We start from the raw sequence: 16,207 nt of genomic DNA on the forward strand, positions 1-16,207 counted from the left end.
CTTAACTTGAGACGCTTGACTTTTTATAGCTGGTCTTTTATTGGATAGTATTCCCATTTACACAGTTAAATTTACAGTCTCTAAATATCCCAGTGGGTTTGTGGATGAGCAGGATTGGTTCTGATTTTTTAAGTATCCGCTACGAAATCTACATCTACTTTTGTGGGGCAAGAGGGAATTCCAGCTAACTTTTGAATTGGCCGGAATTCCCTCTTGCTTTGTATTAATGAATGAGTTTCAGAACAACATTTTTTATAAAACAACAGTAACCTGTTTAGCTGGCGCAGTCGACTGTGCGTCATAAGGACCTGAAGAAAGATCAACATTTGTGGCTAGGATGGTAATCATTCAGAAGGTATATTTTTTGAAGGCAAGTAGGATATTTTATTTTCATAAACGATACCATGAATGTGTTTTTATCTGTAATTTTTAACCATGGGCTATTGTTGAGCATATAATACGGTAGAGTCCCATTACTTTAAAATATCTATTTAGGAGGTTGAGATTATGGGCTGGGGTGGACATGGAAATGGATTTGCTGGAAGTTGGATTATAATCATTATAATCATTATATTGCTTTTCTTCTGCTTTAACGATAACGATTGTTCGCCGACTTGTTAAGAAGGCACCCAATTAATACACAGCAGTGACGTAGTAGCAAAATCCATAAAAAAACACCTTCTCTGCCGAAGGTGTTTTTTTATGCAGAGAACAGGAAAATATGGTATAATAATATAGTTAACATAACTTTATAAAGTTAGGCGGTGAACTGGAGAATATAGATATTAAGAGAAGAGGGAATGACAATGGATTATCCAGTGTTGGAAGACTTGTTAAAAAAGGTCGATAATAAGTATACGCTTGCTGTCTTGGCAGCTAAGCGGGCTCGAGAAATAGAGGAGGGGAGTACGATTTTGGTGGACTGTAAGTCTTCAAAAGCGGTTACAATCGCCTTGGAAGAGATTGTTCAGGGGAAAATATCGTATTATCGGCGAAATAAAGCAAGTATAAAATAAGTTTAAGTAGAGTTATCTAAAGCAAATCTGTTAATTCCAAAGTGGATGTTTATCGGATGAGATAAAATCTCTGATTGATTTTAATAAATTGATGTTTAGAAATATATCCCCGATCGGTTTTTGCCGGACGGGGATTTCAATTAATAGACTTGCCGGATTTTGGTTATTTTATATGAAAGAGCCGGTACAAATTTCTATGCAGTGTTTCATAGAAGAAAAGAGCCTTTTTTTTACAGGAAGGGAAAACAGAACAAAATATCCCTTGTACGGAGGACTATTTTTACTTCTGTAGAATATTGAAACATGACTTACCATTCTGCGAGAAATGCAATGTGAAGAACCGTACTCCCCTATAGACTTTTAATACGGTATCTGATACTGAAGGGAGATAGCAGAAGGACAATCATGAATTATAACCAGCGGGTATTACATATTGATAATGTCGAACAAGCTAAGCAGGAACTGAAAAAGATAAATTGCGATCCAACGGGTGTCGCCATTATGGCCCAAAAGGCTGTTTTTAAATTGGTAAAACTTGAGCACGTGCCTACAAAAGCAGCTAATCTTTTAAAGCAAACTTTTTTGGCGAAGGGTGGTGAGGTGGCATTAGCCAGGGAGTCAGCCGCTCTTAGCATAGAGTATACCGATGTATTGTTATGTGCTACATTAAAGCAATATCGGTTGGCGTTAGCACAGCTAAAGCTGCAGCCGTGGGGATTACCGGATATTGCCGCTGTAATCGAAGCCGTACTGATTCAGGATGAAACTTTCCCCCACCGGAAATATGTCTGGCCTCATCATAGCCTTAGCCTTAAACCGGGAAAAACCCTGGTTATGGGTATATTAAACCTTACACCGGATTCTTTTTCTGATGGGGGGCGGAATAACCATCTGGATGCTGCATTGCGTCAATTAGAGCAAATGCTACAGGGCGGAGCAGATATTATTGATGTTGGTGTTGAGTCGGCAAAACCGTATGGTGGTTCTAGAACCTTATCGGCGGAAGAGGAAATGCAACACTTGCTGCCAATATTGGGAAAAATCCTGGAGGTCAGTCCGGTTCCCGTTTCTATTGATACTTATAGGGCGGAAGTTGCTGATGCGGCGCTCAACCTTGGTGCGCATATGCTCAGTAATATCTGGGGATTGCAACATGACCGGGATATGGCTGTTGTAGCGGCAAAATATAAAGTCCCGGTAATTATCACGCATAATCGAACTATTGCTGATTATACCGGGGATATGATGGATGAAATTGTCGGTTTTCTTAAAGAGAGTATTGCCATTGCCCAGGGAGCTGGTGTTGGTAGAGACCAAATCATTGTTGATCCCGGAATCGGTTTTGCCAAAACGACCGAACATAACCTGTTGATTATGTCCAGATTGGAAGAATTAAAGTCACTTAATTGTCCGGTTTTGTTAGGCAGTTCACGTAAACGCTTTATCGCTGAGGTTTTGGATTTTCCGGTTGAACAGCGTGTGGAAGGAACGGGAGCGGCTGTGGTTGTAGGCATAACGAAGGGAGTTCATATTGTCAGAGTACATGATGTGAAGTCTATAAAGCGTATGACAGAGATGACCGATGCTATGCTGCTTAAACAGCGTTTTTTTCATCCGTTTCAATAAAATACGGCTTGCAGGTACATATTATATGAGTAGGGAGAGATCTAAGTTGAATAAGGTTTTATTAAGTAATATGATGTTTTATGGATTTCATGGTGTTCATGAATATGAACGGGAAGTTGGGCAGCGCTTTTACATCGATGTGGAGTATTGCGTAAATGCAGAACAAGCGGCTCTCTCCGATGATTTAACTCATGCCGTTGATTATACGGTAGTATACAGTCATGTAAAACAAGTCATAGAAAATCACCGGTTTCAACTGCTGGAGGCACTGGGAAGGCACATAGCCGATTCTTTATTGGAGCTGCCTTTAATCCGGGCAGTTACGGTAAGAATTCGTAAACCTTATGTTCCCATTCCGGGGCAGATTGATTATGTCCAGGTGGAAACCCAACGGACTAAGGCATGATTTTCCTAGGATTAGGAAGCAATCTTGGTGACCGGGAACAAAATATGATTACGGCGACTCGGCGACTGGACGATCATCCGCAGATTATTGTGCAGAAAGTATCTTCTTTATACGAAACCGAGCCGGTTGGTTTTACTGAGCAACCTGCGTTCCTTAATGCTGTGGTTAGCATTACAACCGGGCTTGACCCAATAGCTTTACTCGCGGTTTGTTTGAGCATAGAACAACAGCTTGGCCGTATTCGCGCCGAACGCTGGGGGCCGCGAACGATTGATATTGATATTTTACTGTATAATGAATTTACAGTGAAGGATTCGGTATTGGAATTACCTCATCCCCGGATGAAAGAGCGAAACTTTGTTCTTATACCGCTGGAAGAAATTGCTGGGACAGAACCCCTGTATCAGGGGAAAACAGTCCGGACTTTAATTGAAGAAAACACGGATGATAGTCCGGTACTATTCTATAAGAGAATGGTTTGGAAACAGGAGGGCTAATGTATTGAGTAAACATAAAATACTGTTTTTTAGCGCTCCGATTGGATCGGGTCATACACGGGCGGCTCAGGCCGTCCGTACTGCTATTCTTCGGCAGGAGCCGGAAGCCGATGTAAAGATTACCAATATATTTGATTTCTTTAGTCCATTGCTGGGGCGGTTCATATTAAAAGCTTATTTGGCTATTTTAGCGGTATATCCCCCGGCTTATGGACTCATGTATCGTTGGGGAAACAAAGATATGTCGGCTTCGGTAATCAATCATATTATTAATCAGTTTCTGGCAGTGAAAATGCAACATTATATTCTGGAGTATCGTCCCTCTGCCATAGTATGTACCCATGCTACCCCGGCCGGGCTGGCTGCTTACCTGACTCGTCATTGCGGTATGACCGTTCCGGTAATGGCAGTTATAACCGATTACGCAGTACACCGGTTGTGGGTTTACCCTGAGATTGACCGGTATTTTGTGGCTCATCATAGTCTAGAGAAGATGTTGGAAGGTTTTGGTGTGGCCAAATCTAGAATACAGAGTGTGGGAATTCCGGTGGATACGGCCTTTACAGCTACTTATGACCGAGAGGAAACGGTACGGAAATTGGGACTCCGTACCGGAGTTAAGACACTGCTTATTATGGGCGGTGGTGCCGGTGTGTTTCCTATGAATGAAATTCTCTCCTTATGTCAGGATATTCCTGAATTGTTGCAAATTATCGTAGTTACCGGTAATAATCATGTTGTCTATAACAAGCTGCGTAAGCGGAAATTGCCGGACAGCTGTAAGCTGTGTTTACTGCCATATGTGGATAATGTGCATGAATTAATGGCCATTGCCGATCTGCTGGTCTCTAAGCCCGGAGGGATGACTGTGTCGGAAGCATTGTGTACGGGGCTTCCCATGCTAGTCTATAAACCGATTCCCGGGCAGGAGGAAGCCAACACACAGTATTTGATACAACATGGTGTAGCAGTCCGGGCGGATTCTTTAGAGGATGTAAAAAATCATCTGACGGCATTGTTAAAAGATTCCCGGCAGCTTCAAATTATGCGACAAAATGCATTAGCCATGGGGCAGCCGCAAGCAGCCGAAAATATTGCTGCTACTATTTTTTCCCAACTTTTCTCTTGACGGTATCCGGCCTGACGGATATAATAGTTCCAAAATTAGTTCAGCATCTTGTAACTGATAGCGGAGGACAAATGAATAAACTATATCTAGCTGCGTTGCAAATGATACCAGGCATTGGCACGGTTAAACTGAAAAAACTTGTTTCCTTTTTTGGTAGCGCCCAACAGGCTTGGCAGGCTGGCAGGCGCGATTTGCTTTTGTGCAAATGCTTGGACGAACAAACGTGTAATATTTTTTTAGAACAGCGGGAAAAGATAAATATAGAAACATTAGCTACTCGGTGGGCGAAATTATCGATTAGACTCTGCGCAATAGGGGAAGCCGATTACCCTGAGCTGCTTACCCACATAGCCAATCCTCCCATGGTTTTATATTATCGCGGAGTGCTGCCGGATACCGATCAAATTATTGCTGTTGTGGGAGCGCGTCATGCCTCCGCTTATGGCAAAAATGCAGCGCAGCAATTATCAGCCGGTATTTCAGCAGAAGGCTTTTGGGTGGCTAGCGGTGCGGCCAGAGGTATTGATACGGCCGCCCACCGCGGTGCACTAGCAGTGGAAACTGGAAAAACGATTGCGGTTTTAGGTTGCGGCGTTGATGTGGTTTATCCGCCGGAGAATGCAAAGCTGCTTGCAGAGATTGCGGAGCACGGTTGTGTGCTTTCGGAATATCCGCCGGCGACAAAACCGATTGCCGGTTTTTTTCCGGCACGTAATCGAATTATCAGCGGTATTTCACGCGGGGTTATTGTCGTGGAGGCAGCAGAAAGAAGCGGTGCGTTGATTACTGCAGACTTTGCCCTGGAAGAGGGACGTGATGTTTTTTCCGTACCGGGAAGCATCTTTTCCGCTTCAAGCAAGGGCACTCACCGCTTGATCAAACAAGGGGCCAAGCTGGTGGAGTGTGCGGCAGATATCCTCGAAGAGTATGGGGGTACAATTAAGAAGAAAGAAACTGGCCTGACTTTGACAACCGATGAGCAGGCTGTTTATAATTGTATAGATTACGAAAATCCGTTCAGTGTGGAAGAAATAGTGATAAAATCAGGGCTTAGGCCATCAGTAGTAACGTATATATTATTACAATTAGAGTTGCGCGGTTTGGCAGCCGAACAAAAGGGACAGCGGTATGTTCGGGTTGCTAAGGAGGGAATTAGGTGACAAAATCACTGGTTGTAGTAGAATCACCAGCAAAGGCTAAAACAATTGAGAAGTTCTTGGGGAAAAATTTTACCGTCCGGGCGTCTATGGGGCATTTGCGTGATTTGCCTAAAAGTCAGTTCGGTATTGATATTGAAGATCATTTCAAACCTAAATATATAAATATCCGCGGCAAGGGAGATATTATAAAAAGTCTTAAAGACGCGGCGAAAAACTCAGATAAAGTTTATCTGGCATCTGACCCTGACCGTGAGGGTGAGGCGATTGCCTGGCATTTAGCACATATTTTGAATATTCCTGAAGATAAGGCTTGCCGTATCGAATTTAACGAAATTACCAAGTCTGCTATTCAGAATGCAGTGAAACGGCCACGTCCTATTGATGTTGCCAGAGTGGATGCCCAGCAAGCCAGACGCCTTTTAGACCGTTTGGTTGGTTATAAACTTAGTCCCCTTTTATGGCGGAAAGTACGCAAAGGCTTAAGTGCCGGACGAGTCCAGTCAGTGGCGGTACGTTTGATTTGCGACCGGGAAAACGAGATACAGGCTTTTGTACCGGTAGAATATTGGTCAATAACCGCTAAACTAAGAGAGTCTGCCAAAGCACCTTTATTTGAAGCACAATTAATTACGATAGATGATAAAAAGGTTGAGATCAGCAATGAGGAACAAGCAACGAAGATTACCGAAGAACTAAAGAGAACGCAATATATAGTGAAGGAAGTAAAGCGGCGTGAGCGTCGCCGCAATCCGGCACCTCCTTTTACAACCAGCAGTCTGCAGCAGGATGCCTCCCGTAAATTAGGGTTTACCTCCCGGAAAACCATGATGATAGCGCAGCAGCTTTATGAAGGCTTGGATGTAGGGAGCCGGGGACCGGTGGGGTTGATTACCTATATGCGTACCGATTCCACACGGATTGCCGAATCGGCACAACAGGATGCAAGAGCTTATATTGAGCAGAAGTATGGTAACGACTACTTACCGGGGAAAAGCCCTGTTTATACAAGTAAAAAAAGTGCCCAGGATGCGCATGAGGCCATACGTCCGACCGATTTATCATTAGCGCCGGATAGTATTGGTAAATATCTGTCCAAAGATCAATTGAAATTGTATACGTTAATATGGGGGCGGTTTATTGCCAGTCAGATGAATGCAGCCGTTTATGATACTTTGACCGTGGATATTTCGGCAGACCACTATGGATTGCGTGCTACGGGTTCCCGGCTAAAGTTTGCCGGCTTTATGGCAGTTTACACAGAAAGCCGGGATGATGAGGAAAAAGAGAAAGATACTAACTTGCCTGAACTTACTTCCGGGCAGTTGTTGAGATTATCAAAGCTTTTTCCTAAACAACATTTTACCGAACCTCCGCCAAGATATACGGAGGCTTCGCTGGTTAAAGTGCTGGAGGAAAAAGGGATCGGACGACCTAGTACATATGCCCCTATTATTGAAACGATTTTAGACCGGGGATATGTATTGCGTGTTGAAAAAAAGTTTCAGCCAACGGAACTAGGGTTTGTGGTGGTTGACCTGTTGAAACAGTATTTTACTAATATTGTTGACGTCGAATTTACGGCTCAAATGGAAGGCGAACTGGATGAAATTGCCGAGGGACATCGCTCCAGAATCGGTTTGCTAAACGAGTTCTATGAGCCTTTTGCCAAAACCCTGGCTCATGCCGAGGAAGAAATCGGGCATGTGGAATTGCCGGTAGAAGTATCGGACGTCCCTTGTGAAAATTGTGGAAAATTGATGGTTGTAAAACAGGGGCGTTATGGAATTTTTCTGGCTTGCCCGGGTTTTCCGGAATGCAGAAATACGAAGCCGATTCTTAAAGATACAGGAGCAAAATGTCCTAAATGTGGGGATAGTATTGTCGAGCGCCGTACCAAACGCGGCAGGATTTTCTATGGCTGTAAAGGATATCCTGCCTGTGATTTTGTAACCTGGGATATGCCGCTGCAGGAAACCTGTCCGGTATGTGGCACATTTATGACCAAGCACAGGTTTAAAAATGGCCGTGTCATCAGTCAATGCGGCAATGAAGCCTGTACGACACGTGAAGCGGAAACGGAGTCAGCACCTAAACCCAAAGTCGCCTCGGGTGGCAAAATAAAAAAACCGGCTAAGGCGAAAGCTGATTCTCAGGTGAAAAGAATGAAACAGTCTACAAAGCGGAGGAAGAGCAGTGTCTAAAGTCATCGTAATTGGTGCCGGTTTGGCCGGAAGCGAAGCTGCATGGCAGGCGGCCCGGGCCGGACTGGATGTCGAACTCTATGAAATGCGTCCGCAAACCATGACTCCGGCTCACCATACGGGGGGATTTGCGGAATTGGTATGCAGCAATTCTTTGCGGGCGGCAGCGAAAGAAAATGCCGTTGGTTTGCTTAAAGAAGAGATGCGCCAATTAGACTCTTTGATTATGCAAGCAGCGGATGCCTGCAAGGTACCGGCAGGGGGGGCTCTGGCCGTTGACCGTGGAGCCTTTAGCCAATATGTAACGGATACGCTCCGGCAGCATCCCAGGGTCACTGTGTTTCAATGCGAGATTACCACCATGCCTGATACCCGGGGAAAGGTAGCTATTATTGCCAGCGGACCGTTAACCTCAGAGCCTTTGGCAAAAGTTATAAAACAGCTTACAGGTACTGAATATCTGTATTTTTATGACGCCGCTGCACCAATTGTTACGCTGGAATCGCTGGATATGGGGAAAATTTATCGGGCTTCCCGTTATGGCAAGGGAGATGAAGATTATCTTAATTGTCCGATGTCTAAAGACGAATATGAACATTTTTGGCGAGAGTTAACCCAGGCGGATACGGCTCCTGTTAAAGAATTCGAAAAAACTATTTTTTTTGAAGGTTGTATGCCTGTGGAAGAGATGGCCAGAAGAGGAATCGACACCTTGCGGTTTGGCCCACTGAAACCGGTAGGACTGGAAAATCCGGTAAATGGCGAGCGCCCTTATGCGGTAGTGCAGCTTCGGCAAGATAACTTTGCGGCTACTTTATTTAATATTGTTGGATTTCAAACTCATCTGAAGTGGCCTGAACAACAGAGGGTATTCCGATTGATTCCAGGACTGGAACAAGCCGAATTTGCCAGATTTGGTGTTATGCACCGCAATACGTTTATCAATTCGCCTAAGGTTCTGCAGCCGACACTGCAACTTAGAGAAAAAGCGGAGATTTTATTTGCCGGTCAAATTACCGGCGTTGAGGGTTATGTTGAATCTGCCGCTTCCGGTCTTGTTGCTGGAATCAATGCTACCCGGCTGGCGGCTGGCCGGCAGGCCCTTGTGTTTCCCGCCGATACGGCTCATGGTGCTTTGTGCCGATATATTACGCATGACGGACTAAGCCGGTTTCAGCCAATGAATATCAATTTTGGTCTATTACCGCCACTGGAGCGTAAAATAAAAGATAAGAAACTAAAAAACACTTCCATAGCAGAACGGGCCTTGCAGAGTTTAAATGAATTTAAAGAAAACTTTGAAAATTAGCCTTGCATAAAATTGGGGAGTATGCTAGTATAAATCCATTAAAAGGATTTTGATGAATAATGACAAAAAAGCGTGATTGGGTATGAATGCTTTAACACAGCAAATTCAGCAATTTATCCGGTATTTGCAGATCGAAAAAAATGCCTCACAGCACACCGTAGACAGTTATCGTGCAGACATCGAGTTATTTGTTTCGTTTGCACGGTCACAGGGTGTTTGTGAGGCTATTTTTGAAAATATTACATCGGTCTTAATTAGGGCGTATCTGGCGGACTTAAAACAGAAAGAATACGCGCGGACCACTATAGCCCGCCGGATTGCTTCTTTGCGTTCTTTTTTTCGCTTTCTTTGCCGGGAAGAACTGATTGCAGGCAATCCTTTTACGGCTATTCACACACCTAAACTGGCCAAACGGCTCCCATCCTTTTTGGATCTCAGGGAAGTCACGGAACTGCTGGGTTTACCTGCGCCGAACCCTTTGGGATACCGGGATGCCGCTATTTTGGAATTGTTATATGCATCGGGGTTGCGTGTCGGCGAATTAGTCGGCTTGTCGCTATCTGATGTTGATAGGGAAAGTCAGTATTTGCTGGTTTATGGCAAAGGCGCAAAAGAACGTATTGTGCCGGTAGGACGTGTGGCGCTTAATGCACTTCAGCGCTATCTTACGCACTCTCGTTCCGTCTTATATGCCAAATGGAAAAATGAGCCACACCAGAAGCTGTTTGTTAATAGCAAGGGTGGACCGCTTACTGACCGCAGCGTCAGGCGGATTGTGGATAAATATGTTACCATGCTGTCTCTGCATAAAAAGGTCAGCCCCCATACACTGCGCCATACGTTTGCCACACACTTGCTAAATAACGGAGCTGATCTACGCTCGGTGCAGGAAATGTTGGGTCATGTGAATCTTTCCACGACTCAATTATATACACATATTACAAAAGATAAACTGAAAACAGTATATAGTAATGCACATCCGCGTGCATAGGAGGTACGTTTATGTTCCATGCTACGACAATTATAGCTGTTCGTCATCAAGGGAAAATAGCGATTGCCGGCGACGGGCAAGTCACTTTTGGTGGAAACACAGTGATGAAACACAATGCTAAAAAGGTTAGGCGTCTCTATCATGGAAAAGTCCTGGCAGGATTTGCCGGATCAGTAGCCGATGCTTTTACTTTATTTGCTAAATTTGAAACTAAACTGGAAGAATTTAATGGAAATCTAATGCGGGCAGCCGTAGAGTTAGCCAAAGAATGGCGGATGGACCGGGTTTTGCGGCGGCTGGAGGCACTGCTTATTGTTGCCGATACGGAGCGTATGCTGATTATTTCCGGAAACGGTGAAGTCATTGAACCCGATGACGGCGTTACCGCTATTGGCTCCGGCGGTTCTTACGCTCTGGCTGCTGCGAGAGCCTTAGTGAAATTTTCTGCTCTTTCAGCAGCAGATATTGTCCGTGAATCTTTGCAGATTGCTTCCGATATTTGTGTGTATACTAATAATCATATTACGGTTGAAGAGCTTTAGAGGAGGGAGTTACATTTGACAGAACTGACACCTAGAGAGATTGTTAGTGAACTTGATAAATATATAATCGGACAACAACAGGCGAAAAAATCTGTTGCCATAGCGCTGAGAAACCGCTGGCGCAGCAAGCGTCTGCCACCGGAACTGAAGGATGAAGTCATACCCAAAAATATCCTGATGATCGGCCCGACAGGTGTGGGAAAGACTGAAATAGCCCGTAGACTGGCAAAATTAGTTAATGCTCCATTTATAAAGGTAGAAGCAACGAAATTTACCGAAGTTGGTTATGTGGGGCGTGATGTGGAATCAATGATTCGCGACCTGGTGGAAACGGCCATTCGTATGGTCAAACAGGTCAAGATGCTGGAAGTCAATGATCAGGCCCGTAAACTGGCAGACGAACGTATTCTGGACTATTTCAGTCCTAATTCTAAAAAAGATACCGTACGCAACCCTTTTGAAATGTTATTTTCGGGGAATATCCATCCCAGCACTGAGAATAAAACGGCGGCGGAAAGTGCTGAAAGTGGTCAGGATGAAAGAAAGAACTGGTCTTCCCGTTTGGAACGTGGCGAACTGGAAAATGAAGTCATCGAAATTATGGTTGAGGACAATACAAACCCGGTTATGGGGATGTTTGCCGGTTCAGGTGTAGAAGAAATGGGACTGGGAATACAAGATATGCTAGGAAATTTTTTACCCAAAAAACAAAAAAAACGCAAAGTAACTGTTGCCAATGCCCGTAAGATATTTCTTCAGGAAGAAGCTCAAAAACTCATTGATATGGATGAGGTGACGACGGCAGCTATTCGTTTAGCCGAAAATTATGGTATAATCTTTTTGGATGAAATTGATAAAATTGCCGGGCGAGGACATTCCGGAGGGCCGGATGTGTCGCGTGAGGGTGTCCAGAGAGACATTCTGCCGATTGTAGAAGGGTCAACAGTAGTAACGAAACATGGTTCGGTAAAAACCGATCATATTCTTTTTATTGCTGCAGGCGCATTTCATATCTCGAAACCTTCTGATTTAATTCCGGAATTGCAGGGCCGCTTTCCCATCAGGGTTGAGTTGAAAAATTTGTCAAAAGAAGATTTTCGTCAAATATTAACCGAGCCGGAAAATGCATTGATTAAGCAATACATATCTTTGCTAGAGACGGAAGGCTTGCGTATTGAGTTTACTGCCGATGCTATTGATGAGCTGGCGGAAATTGCATGCAATGTCAATGCACAGACCGAAAATATCGGAGCGAGACGATTGCATACCATTATGGAAAAGTTATTGGAGGATTTGGCTTTTGATGCTCCAGATTTAACCGACCGTGAGGTTTGTATAAATCGGGATTATGTGAGTGAAAAACTCAAGCATATTGTGGTTAATCAGGATCTAAGTCATTTCATTCTATAATATAAAGTCTAGGAAAGGTAGGAGAAAAATTATGATGGCATCGTTATTAGAACGTACTCGCAAGATCAATAAACTGCTGCAAAAGTCGGAAAATGTTCAGTATGATGAAATATCACGCGTGCTCAGCAGTGTTATGGGCGCTAATGTTTATATTGTGGCAAGGGAGGGCGCCATTTTAGGCTACGCATTGCTGGATAATTTCGAATGTGATGTAATGCGGGACCGCGTACTTTCCCAGGAACAATTTCCTGAACGTTATGTCGACTGGCTATTGCGAATTAATGAGACATCGCCTAATTTGAGTTTGGAGGCAGGGACTTGCACCTTTAACAATGATATCGGCTGTTTGTTCCGGGACAAATATACGACAATTGTACCGATCCATGGTGTGGGAGAGCGAATTGGCACACTAATTGTGGCCAAATTCCATTCGGAATTTACTGATGACGATCTCATTTTAGCCGAGTACGGCGCTACTGTTGTCGGTATGGAAATTTTACGTGACCGCAGTGAAAAGATTGAAGAGGAAGCCCGCAAAAAGGCTACTGTTCAGGTGGCGCTGGGGACATTGTCGTATTCGGAGTTAGAAGCCGTGATGCATATTTTAAGCGAGCTCGAAGGTAGTGAAGGACTGCTGGTAGCCAGTAAGATAGCCGACCGGGTGGGTATAACACGCTCCGTTATTGTAAATGCATTACGTAAGTTTGAAAGTGCCGGTGTTATTGAATCCAAATCACTTGGCATGAAGGGAACCTATATCAAAGTATTAAATGAACGGTTATTGGAAGAACTTAAAAAATTAAAGAAGTAAGATACGAAATTTTCAACTGCCTTGCATTATGCAAGGCAGTTTTGTTTTTTTTATTCCATATCTATTTGTCGAAGCAGGATAGCGGAAAAGAGGGAATAAAGTTTTGCGTTGTTAAAATTTGACGTATTATTGTAAATTTATAGGTTGAATAATGGATTATCAAGGAAATAACTAGAGGATTTTTATGGATTATGTAGAATTATGCTTAAGATATTTTAAATGCGTTTTATATCTAAGGAAGGGAGATTTCTAGTGCTTAATTCTATTGTTTCTCCATTGTATGCCGCGACGTTGGAGCAGGCACTGTCCGCTTCTTCACTTCGCCATAAAGTGATAAGCAATAATATTGCCAATGTAAATACGCCGGGTTTTAAAAAGAGTGAAGTTGTTTTTGAAAGTTTGCTGCAACGGGCTCTGGATGGTGGTGATGGCGATACATTGCCATTGGTGAAAACTCATGAGAAACATTTACCGCTTGCTTCGCCCGGTGAAATGGTTACTCCGGTTGTCAATACGATTGGTACTACGTCCATGCGAACAGATGAAAATAATGTGGATGTGGATATCGAAATGGCTGAAATGGCTAAAAACAACATTTATTATAATGCGGTCGCCCAACAAATTGGTAAGTATTATACGGGAATAAAATCTGTTATTAATGGAGGAAAATAATTGATATGGGAATGTTTGGTGCTATTGATGCAGCTGCATCCGGCTTAACGGCCGAACGTCTCCGGATGGATGTTATTTCGAATAATATCGCAAATGCCAATACTACCCGCACTGCGGAAGGTGGTCCTTATCGCCGGCAGCTCGTGGTATTTGAACCGCGTTCAGGACAAACTTCCTTTCGAAAGTTGCTTTCGAATGAGATGGGGGAAACCACGCCAGAAGTGGGCAATGGTGTTAAGGTGGTAGGTATTATAAAAGATGCCTCTCCGACCCGTATGGTTTATAATCCTCAACATCCTGATGCTAATCCGGACGGATATGTGGAAATGCCTAATCTTAATATTGTATCGGAAATGGTGGATATGATTACGGCGACGCGTGCTTATGAAGCCAATGCTACGGCTGTTAATTCGGCAAAGAGCATGGCGATGAAAGCGCTTGCGATCGGCGAATGACGGGAGGATAGCTAATGCGCATAGAACCAATAAAACTAATGCCTGTAGGTTCAAGGATAAGTATGGATGAAGTGGCAAAGGTGGCCGATACGGAGAAGACGTTTGGTCAGTTTTTGGCTGACGCGCTGAATGATGTCAACGAACTTCAAAAGAACTCCAATAAAGCTTCTATTGATTTGGCGGCGGGCAGGGTCGAAGATGTGTCGCAGGTAATGATTGCGGCGGAAAAAGCGAACGTTGCCTTGCAGTTAACCATGCAGGTACGCAATAAAATCGTAGATGCCTATCAGGAAGTTATGCGGATGCAGGTATAACGTGATGCTGCAATAGTAATGGTTTGCCTTTTGCGTATGTAAGCGTGAAGTGGTATTTTGATCTAGTTAATGTTCAGTGTTGTTTGAAAGGGTGGAGACGATGGCCGACTGGAAAGAACAGTCTCTGCGCCTATGGCAGAATATGGGGAAGAAACAGAGGTATGCCGTTATAGGGTCAGCTGTGCTGATATTTGTTTTGATCTTGTCTTGGAGTTACTGGTGGGGGTCAAAACCTGATTTGGTACCTTTGTTCACCAATATGGAAGCCAAAGATGCAGGTGAAGTTGCTGCTAAATTAAAGGAAATGAAAGTTTCTTTTGAACCACAGGAGAATGCTAACGGTACGGCTATTTTAGTTTCTGCTAAAGATGTGCATCGTGTTCGTCTGGAGTTAGCCAGTCTGGGGTTGCCACGCGGCAATAAAGGGTTTGAAATATTTGATCAAAACAAATTCGGAGTAACCGAGTTTCAAAACAAGGTATATTTATTGCAAGCATTACAAGGTGAACTGACGCGTACGATAGAGCAAATGGATGAAGTGGAAAAGGCGAGAGTTCATATTGTTTTGCCGGAAGACAGCTTATATAAGAAAAATGAAAAACCGGCTACTGCGTCAATTATGGTCAAATTACATCCGCAAGCGGAACTGACCAAGGAGCAGGTTAAGGGGATTGTGAATTTAGCGGCCCACAGTATTCAAGGATTAAAACCGGAAAATATTACGGTAGTCGATAATTATGCCCGCGTACTGAATGAAGAGGAAGATGAATCGACGGCGAAAGGGTCTGCTTCCATCACGCAGATTGAAATGACTAAAAAAATTCAGGATGACCTGCAGAGAAATCTTGATTCTTTGCTGGATCGGGTGCTGGGGCCGGGAAGAGCGGCTGCCAGGGTAAACGTTGAATTGACGTTTGATCAGCATACGGTGGATAAACAAACTTTTGAGCCGGTTGTTGATGATAAAGGGATTATCCGAAGTTCTCAGGACAGCAATGAGCGCTATCAGGGTACCTCGGCTACGCCGGGAGGGGTACCGGGGACTACTTCCAACATTCCCGGATATGTTACCGGCAATAATACACAGTCAAATTATGAGAAGAAAGAAGCTATTCGGAATTACGAAATTAACGAAACCAAGGAAAAAGTGGTTGCTGCACCGGGAGCGATTAAGCGTTTGACGGTAGCGGTTTTGGTTGACGATAGTTTGGATCAGGCGCAACAAGACAGTCTGACCCGGGCGGTTGCATCGGCGGTAGGGATAAACCCGGCGCGCGGTGATGTCGTTTCGGTGGAACGAATTGCATTTAACGGTGATGCGATGGACCGGGAACGTATGGAGGAGGAACTGGCTCAACAAAGAAATTTCTGGATTATGGTTGGCTTAGCTGTTTTGGTGCTGTTGCTTGGATTATTCTTTGCACGCCGGTATTATTTGCGTCGGCGTCAGAAACGTGAAGAAGAAATGTTAAGGGCTATGGCCGAAAATGAACAGGCGGCGGCTTTGACCTTGGATGAAGAAACGCAGGAACCGGAAATGAGCCCGCAGGAAAAAGAGCGGATAGCACAACAGGAAATCATTGAAAAAATGGCTAAGACAAATCCAGAAGATGTGGCTCAATTGATAAAAGCATGGCTGGCAGAAGAATAGCCGGACATGGGAGGTAA

Annotated in this window: 16 protein-coding genes; all 16 read left to right on the top strand. The window is 44.0% G+C overall.

Features of this window, described 5'->3' with window-relative positions; all coding sequences use genetic code 11:
- The first annotated feature begins 806 nt into the window (after window positions 1-806).
- The 16 genes from rpoZ to fliF all read left to right on the top strand — a co-directional run bounded on the left by rpoZ (window position 807) and on the right by fliF (window position 16,190).
- Window positions 807-1,016 carry a DNA-directed RNA polymerase subunit omega gene (gene rpoZ / locus P22_RS10675; protein ID WP_054260229.1) on the top strand — a complete coding sequence of 70 codons (210 nt, stop codon included), beginning with the start codon at window positions 807-809 and terminating at the stop codon, window positions 1,014-1,016.
- Between the two features lie 405 nt (window positions 1,017-1,421).
- Window positions 1,422-2,642: a dihydropteroate synthase gene (gene folP, locus P22_RS10680; protein ID WP_054260230.1), complete on the top strand. Its 1,221-nt coding sequence runs from the start codon at window positions 1,422-1,424 to the stop codon at window positions 2,640-2,642.
- A gap of 46 nt (window positions 2,643-2,688) precedes the next feature.
- A complete protein-coding gene (gene folB, locus P22_RS10685; protein WP_235814623.1) occupies window positions 2,689-3,048 on the top strand; it encodes a dihydroneopterin aldolase in 360 nt (119 codons plus the stop codon).
- Window positions 3,045-3,545, top strand: a complete 501-nt coding sequence (gene folK / locus P22_RS10690; protein WP_054260232.1) for a 2-amino-4-hydroxy-6-hydroxymethyldihydropteridine diphosphokinase — start codon at window positions 3,045-3,047, stop codon at window positions 3,543-3,545. The genes folB and folK overlap by 4 nt, the downstream gene beginning before the upstream one ends.
- A gap of 4 nt (window positions 3,546-3,549) precedes the next feature.
- Window positions 3,550-4,674, top strand: coding sequence for an MGDG synthase family glycosyltransferase (locus P22_RS10695; protein ID WP_054260233.1), 1,125 nt, complete (start codon window positions 3,550-3,552; stop codon window positions 4,672-4,674).
- Between the two features lie 71 nt (window positions 4,675-4,745).
- Window positions 4,746-5,834, top strand: a complete 1,089-nt coding sequence (gene dprA, locus P22_RS10700) for a DNA-processing protein DprA (RefSeq protein ID WP_054260234.1) — start codon at window positions 4,746-4,748, stop codon at window positions 5,832-5,834.
- On the top strand, window positions 5,831-8,035 hold the full coding sequence (gene topA, locus P22_RS10705; protein ID WP_054260235.1) for a type I DNA topoisomerase: 2,205 nt from the start codon (window positions 5,831-5,833) through the stop codon (window positions 8,033-8,035). Before dprA ends, topA begins: the two co-directional genes overlap by 4 nt.
- The gene (gene trmFO, locus P22_RS10710; RefSeq protein ID WP_054260236.1) at window positions 8,028-9,344 is read left to right on the top strand and encodes a methylenetetrahydrofolate--tRNA-(uracil(54)-C(5))-methyltransferase (FADH(2)-oxidizing) TrmFO; all 1,317 of its coding nucleotides are present in this window, start codon (window positions 8,028-8,030) and stop codon (window positions 9,342-9,344) included. Before topA ends, trmFO begins: the two co-directional genes overlap by 8 nt.
- Before the next feature lie 82 nt (window positions 9,345-9,426).
- Entirely contained in the window at window positions 9,427-10,335 is a 909-nt protein-coding gene (gene xerC / locus P22_RS10715) for a tyrosine recombinase XerC (protein ID WP_054260237.1), read from the top strand.
- 11 nt (window positions 10,336-10,346) lie between these two features.
- Window positions 10,347-10,877 carry an ATP-dependent protease subunit HslV gene (gene hslV, locus P22_RS10720; protein ID WP_054260238.1) on the top strand — a complete coding sequence of 177 codons (531 nt, stop codon included), beginning with the start codon at window positions 10,347-10,349 and terminating at the stop codon, window positions 10,875-10,877.
- A gap of 15 nt (window positions 10,878-10,892) precedes the next feature.
- Window positions 10,893-12,287, top strand: a complete 1,395-nt coding sequence (gene hslU / locus P22_RS10725) for an ATP-dependent protease ATPase subunit HslU (RefSeq protein ID WP_054260239.1) — start codon at window positions 10,893-10,895, stop codon at window positions 12,285-12,287.
- 34 nt (window positions 12,288-12,321) lie between these two features.
- Window positions 12,322-13,098, top strand: coding sequence for a GTP-sensing pleiotropic transcriptional regulator CodY (gene codY / locus P22_RS10730; RefSeq protein WP_054260404.1), 777 nt, complete (start codon window positions 12,322-12,324; stop codon window positions 13,096-13,098).
- 252 nt (window positions 13,099-13,350) lie between these two features.
- Window positions 13,351-13,770: a flagellar basal body rod protein FlgB gene (gene flgB / locus P22_RS10735; protein ID WP_054260240.1), complete on the top strand. Its 420-nt coding sequence runs from the start codon at window positions 13,351-13,353 to the stop codon at window positions 13,768-13,770.
- Window positions 13,771-13,775: 5 nt separating this feature from the next.
- Window positions 13,776-14,225, top strand: a complete 450-nt coding sequence (gene flgC / locus P22_RS10740) for a flagellar basal body rod protein FlgC (RefSeq protein WP_054260241.1) — start codon at window positions 13,776-13,778, stop codon at window positions 14,223-14,225.
- A 14-nt stretch (window positions 14,226-14,239) separates the two neighbouring features.
- Window positions 14,240-14,539 (top strand): flagellar hook-basal body complex protein FliE, encoded by a 300-nt coding sequence (gene fliE / locus P22_RS10745; RefSeq protein ID WP_054260242.1) that lies wholly within the window; start codon window positions 14,240-14,242, stop codon window positions 14,537-14,539.
- Window positions 14,540-14,639: 100 nt separating this feature from the next.
- Complete coding sequence (fliF, locus tag P22_RS10750) at window positions 14,640-16,190, top strand: flagellar basal-body MS-ring/collar protein FliF (protein WP_054260243.1); 1,551 nt, start codon at window positions 14,640-14,642, stop codon at window positions 16,188-16,190.
- Window positions 16,191-16,207: the final 17 nt, after the last annotated feature.

The sequence above is a fragment of the Propionispora sp. 2/2-37 genome, from assembly GCF_001298735.1.
Lineage (GTDB): Bacteria > Bacillota > Negativicutes > Propionisporales > Propionisporaceae > Propionispora.

Coding starts and splice junctions, on each gene's coding strand:
- fliF (WP_054260243.1), top strand. CDS start 14,640: ATGGCCGACTGGAAAGAACAGTCTCTGCGCCTATGGCAGAATATGGGG.
- rpoZ (WP_054260229.1), top strand. CDS start 807: ATGGATTATCCAGTGTTGGAAGACTTGTTAAAAAAGGTCGATAATAAG.
- hslV (WP_054260238.1), top strand. CDS start 10,347: ATGTTCCATGCTACGACAATTATAGCTGTTCGTCATCAAGGGAAAATA.
- flgC (WP_054260241.1), top strand. CDS start 13,776: ATGGGAATGTTTGGTGCTATTGATGCAGCTGCATCCGGCTTAACGGCC.
- folK (WP_054260232.1), top strand. CDS start 3,045: ATGATTTTCCTAGGATTAGGAAGCAATCTTGGTGACCGGGAACAAAAT.
- dprA (WP_054260234.1), top strand. CDS start 4,746: ATGAATAAACTATATCTAGCTGCGTTGCAAATGATACCAGGCATTGGC.
- folP (WP_054260230.1), top strand. CDS start 1,422: ATGAATTATAACCAGCGGGTATTACATATTGATAATGTCGAACAAGCT.
- fliE (WP_054260242.1), top strand. CDS start 14,240: ATGCGCATAGAACCAATAAAACTAATGCCTGTAGGTTCAAGGATAAGT.
- codY (WP_054260404.1), top strand. CDS start 12,322: ATGGCATCGTTATTAGAACGTACTCGCAAGATCAATAAACTGCTGCAA.
- xerC (WP_054260237.1), top strand. CDS start 9,427: ATGAATGCTTTAACACAGCAAATTCAGCAATTTATCCGGTATTTGCAG.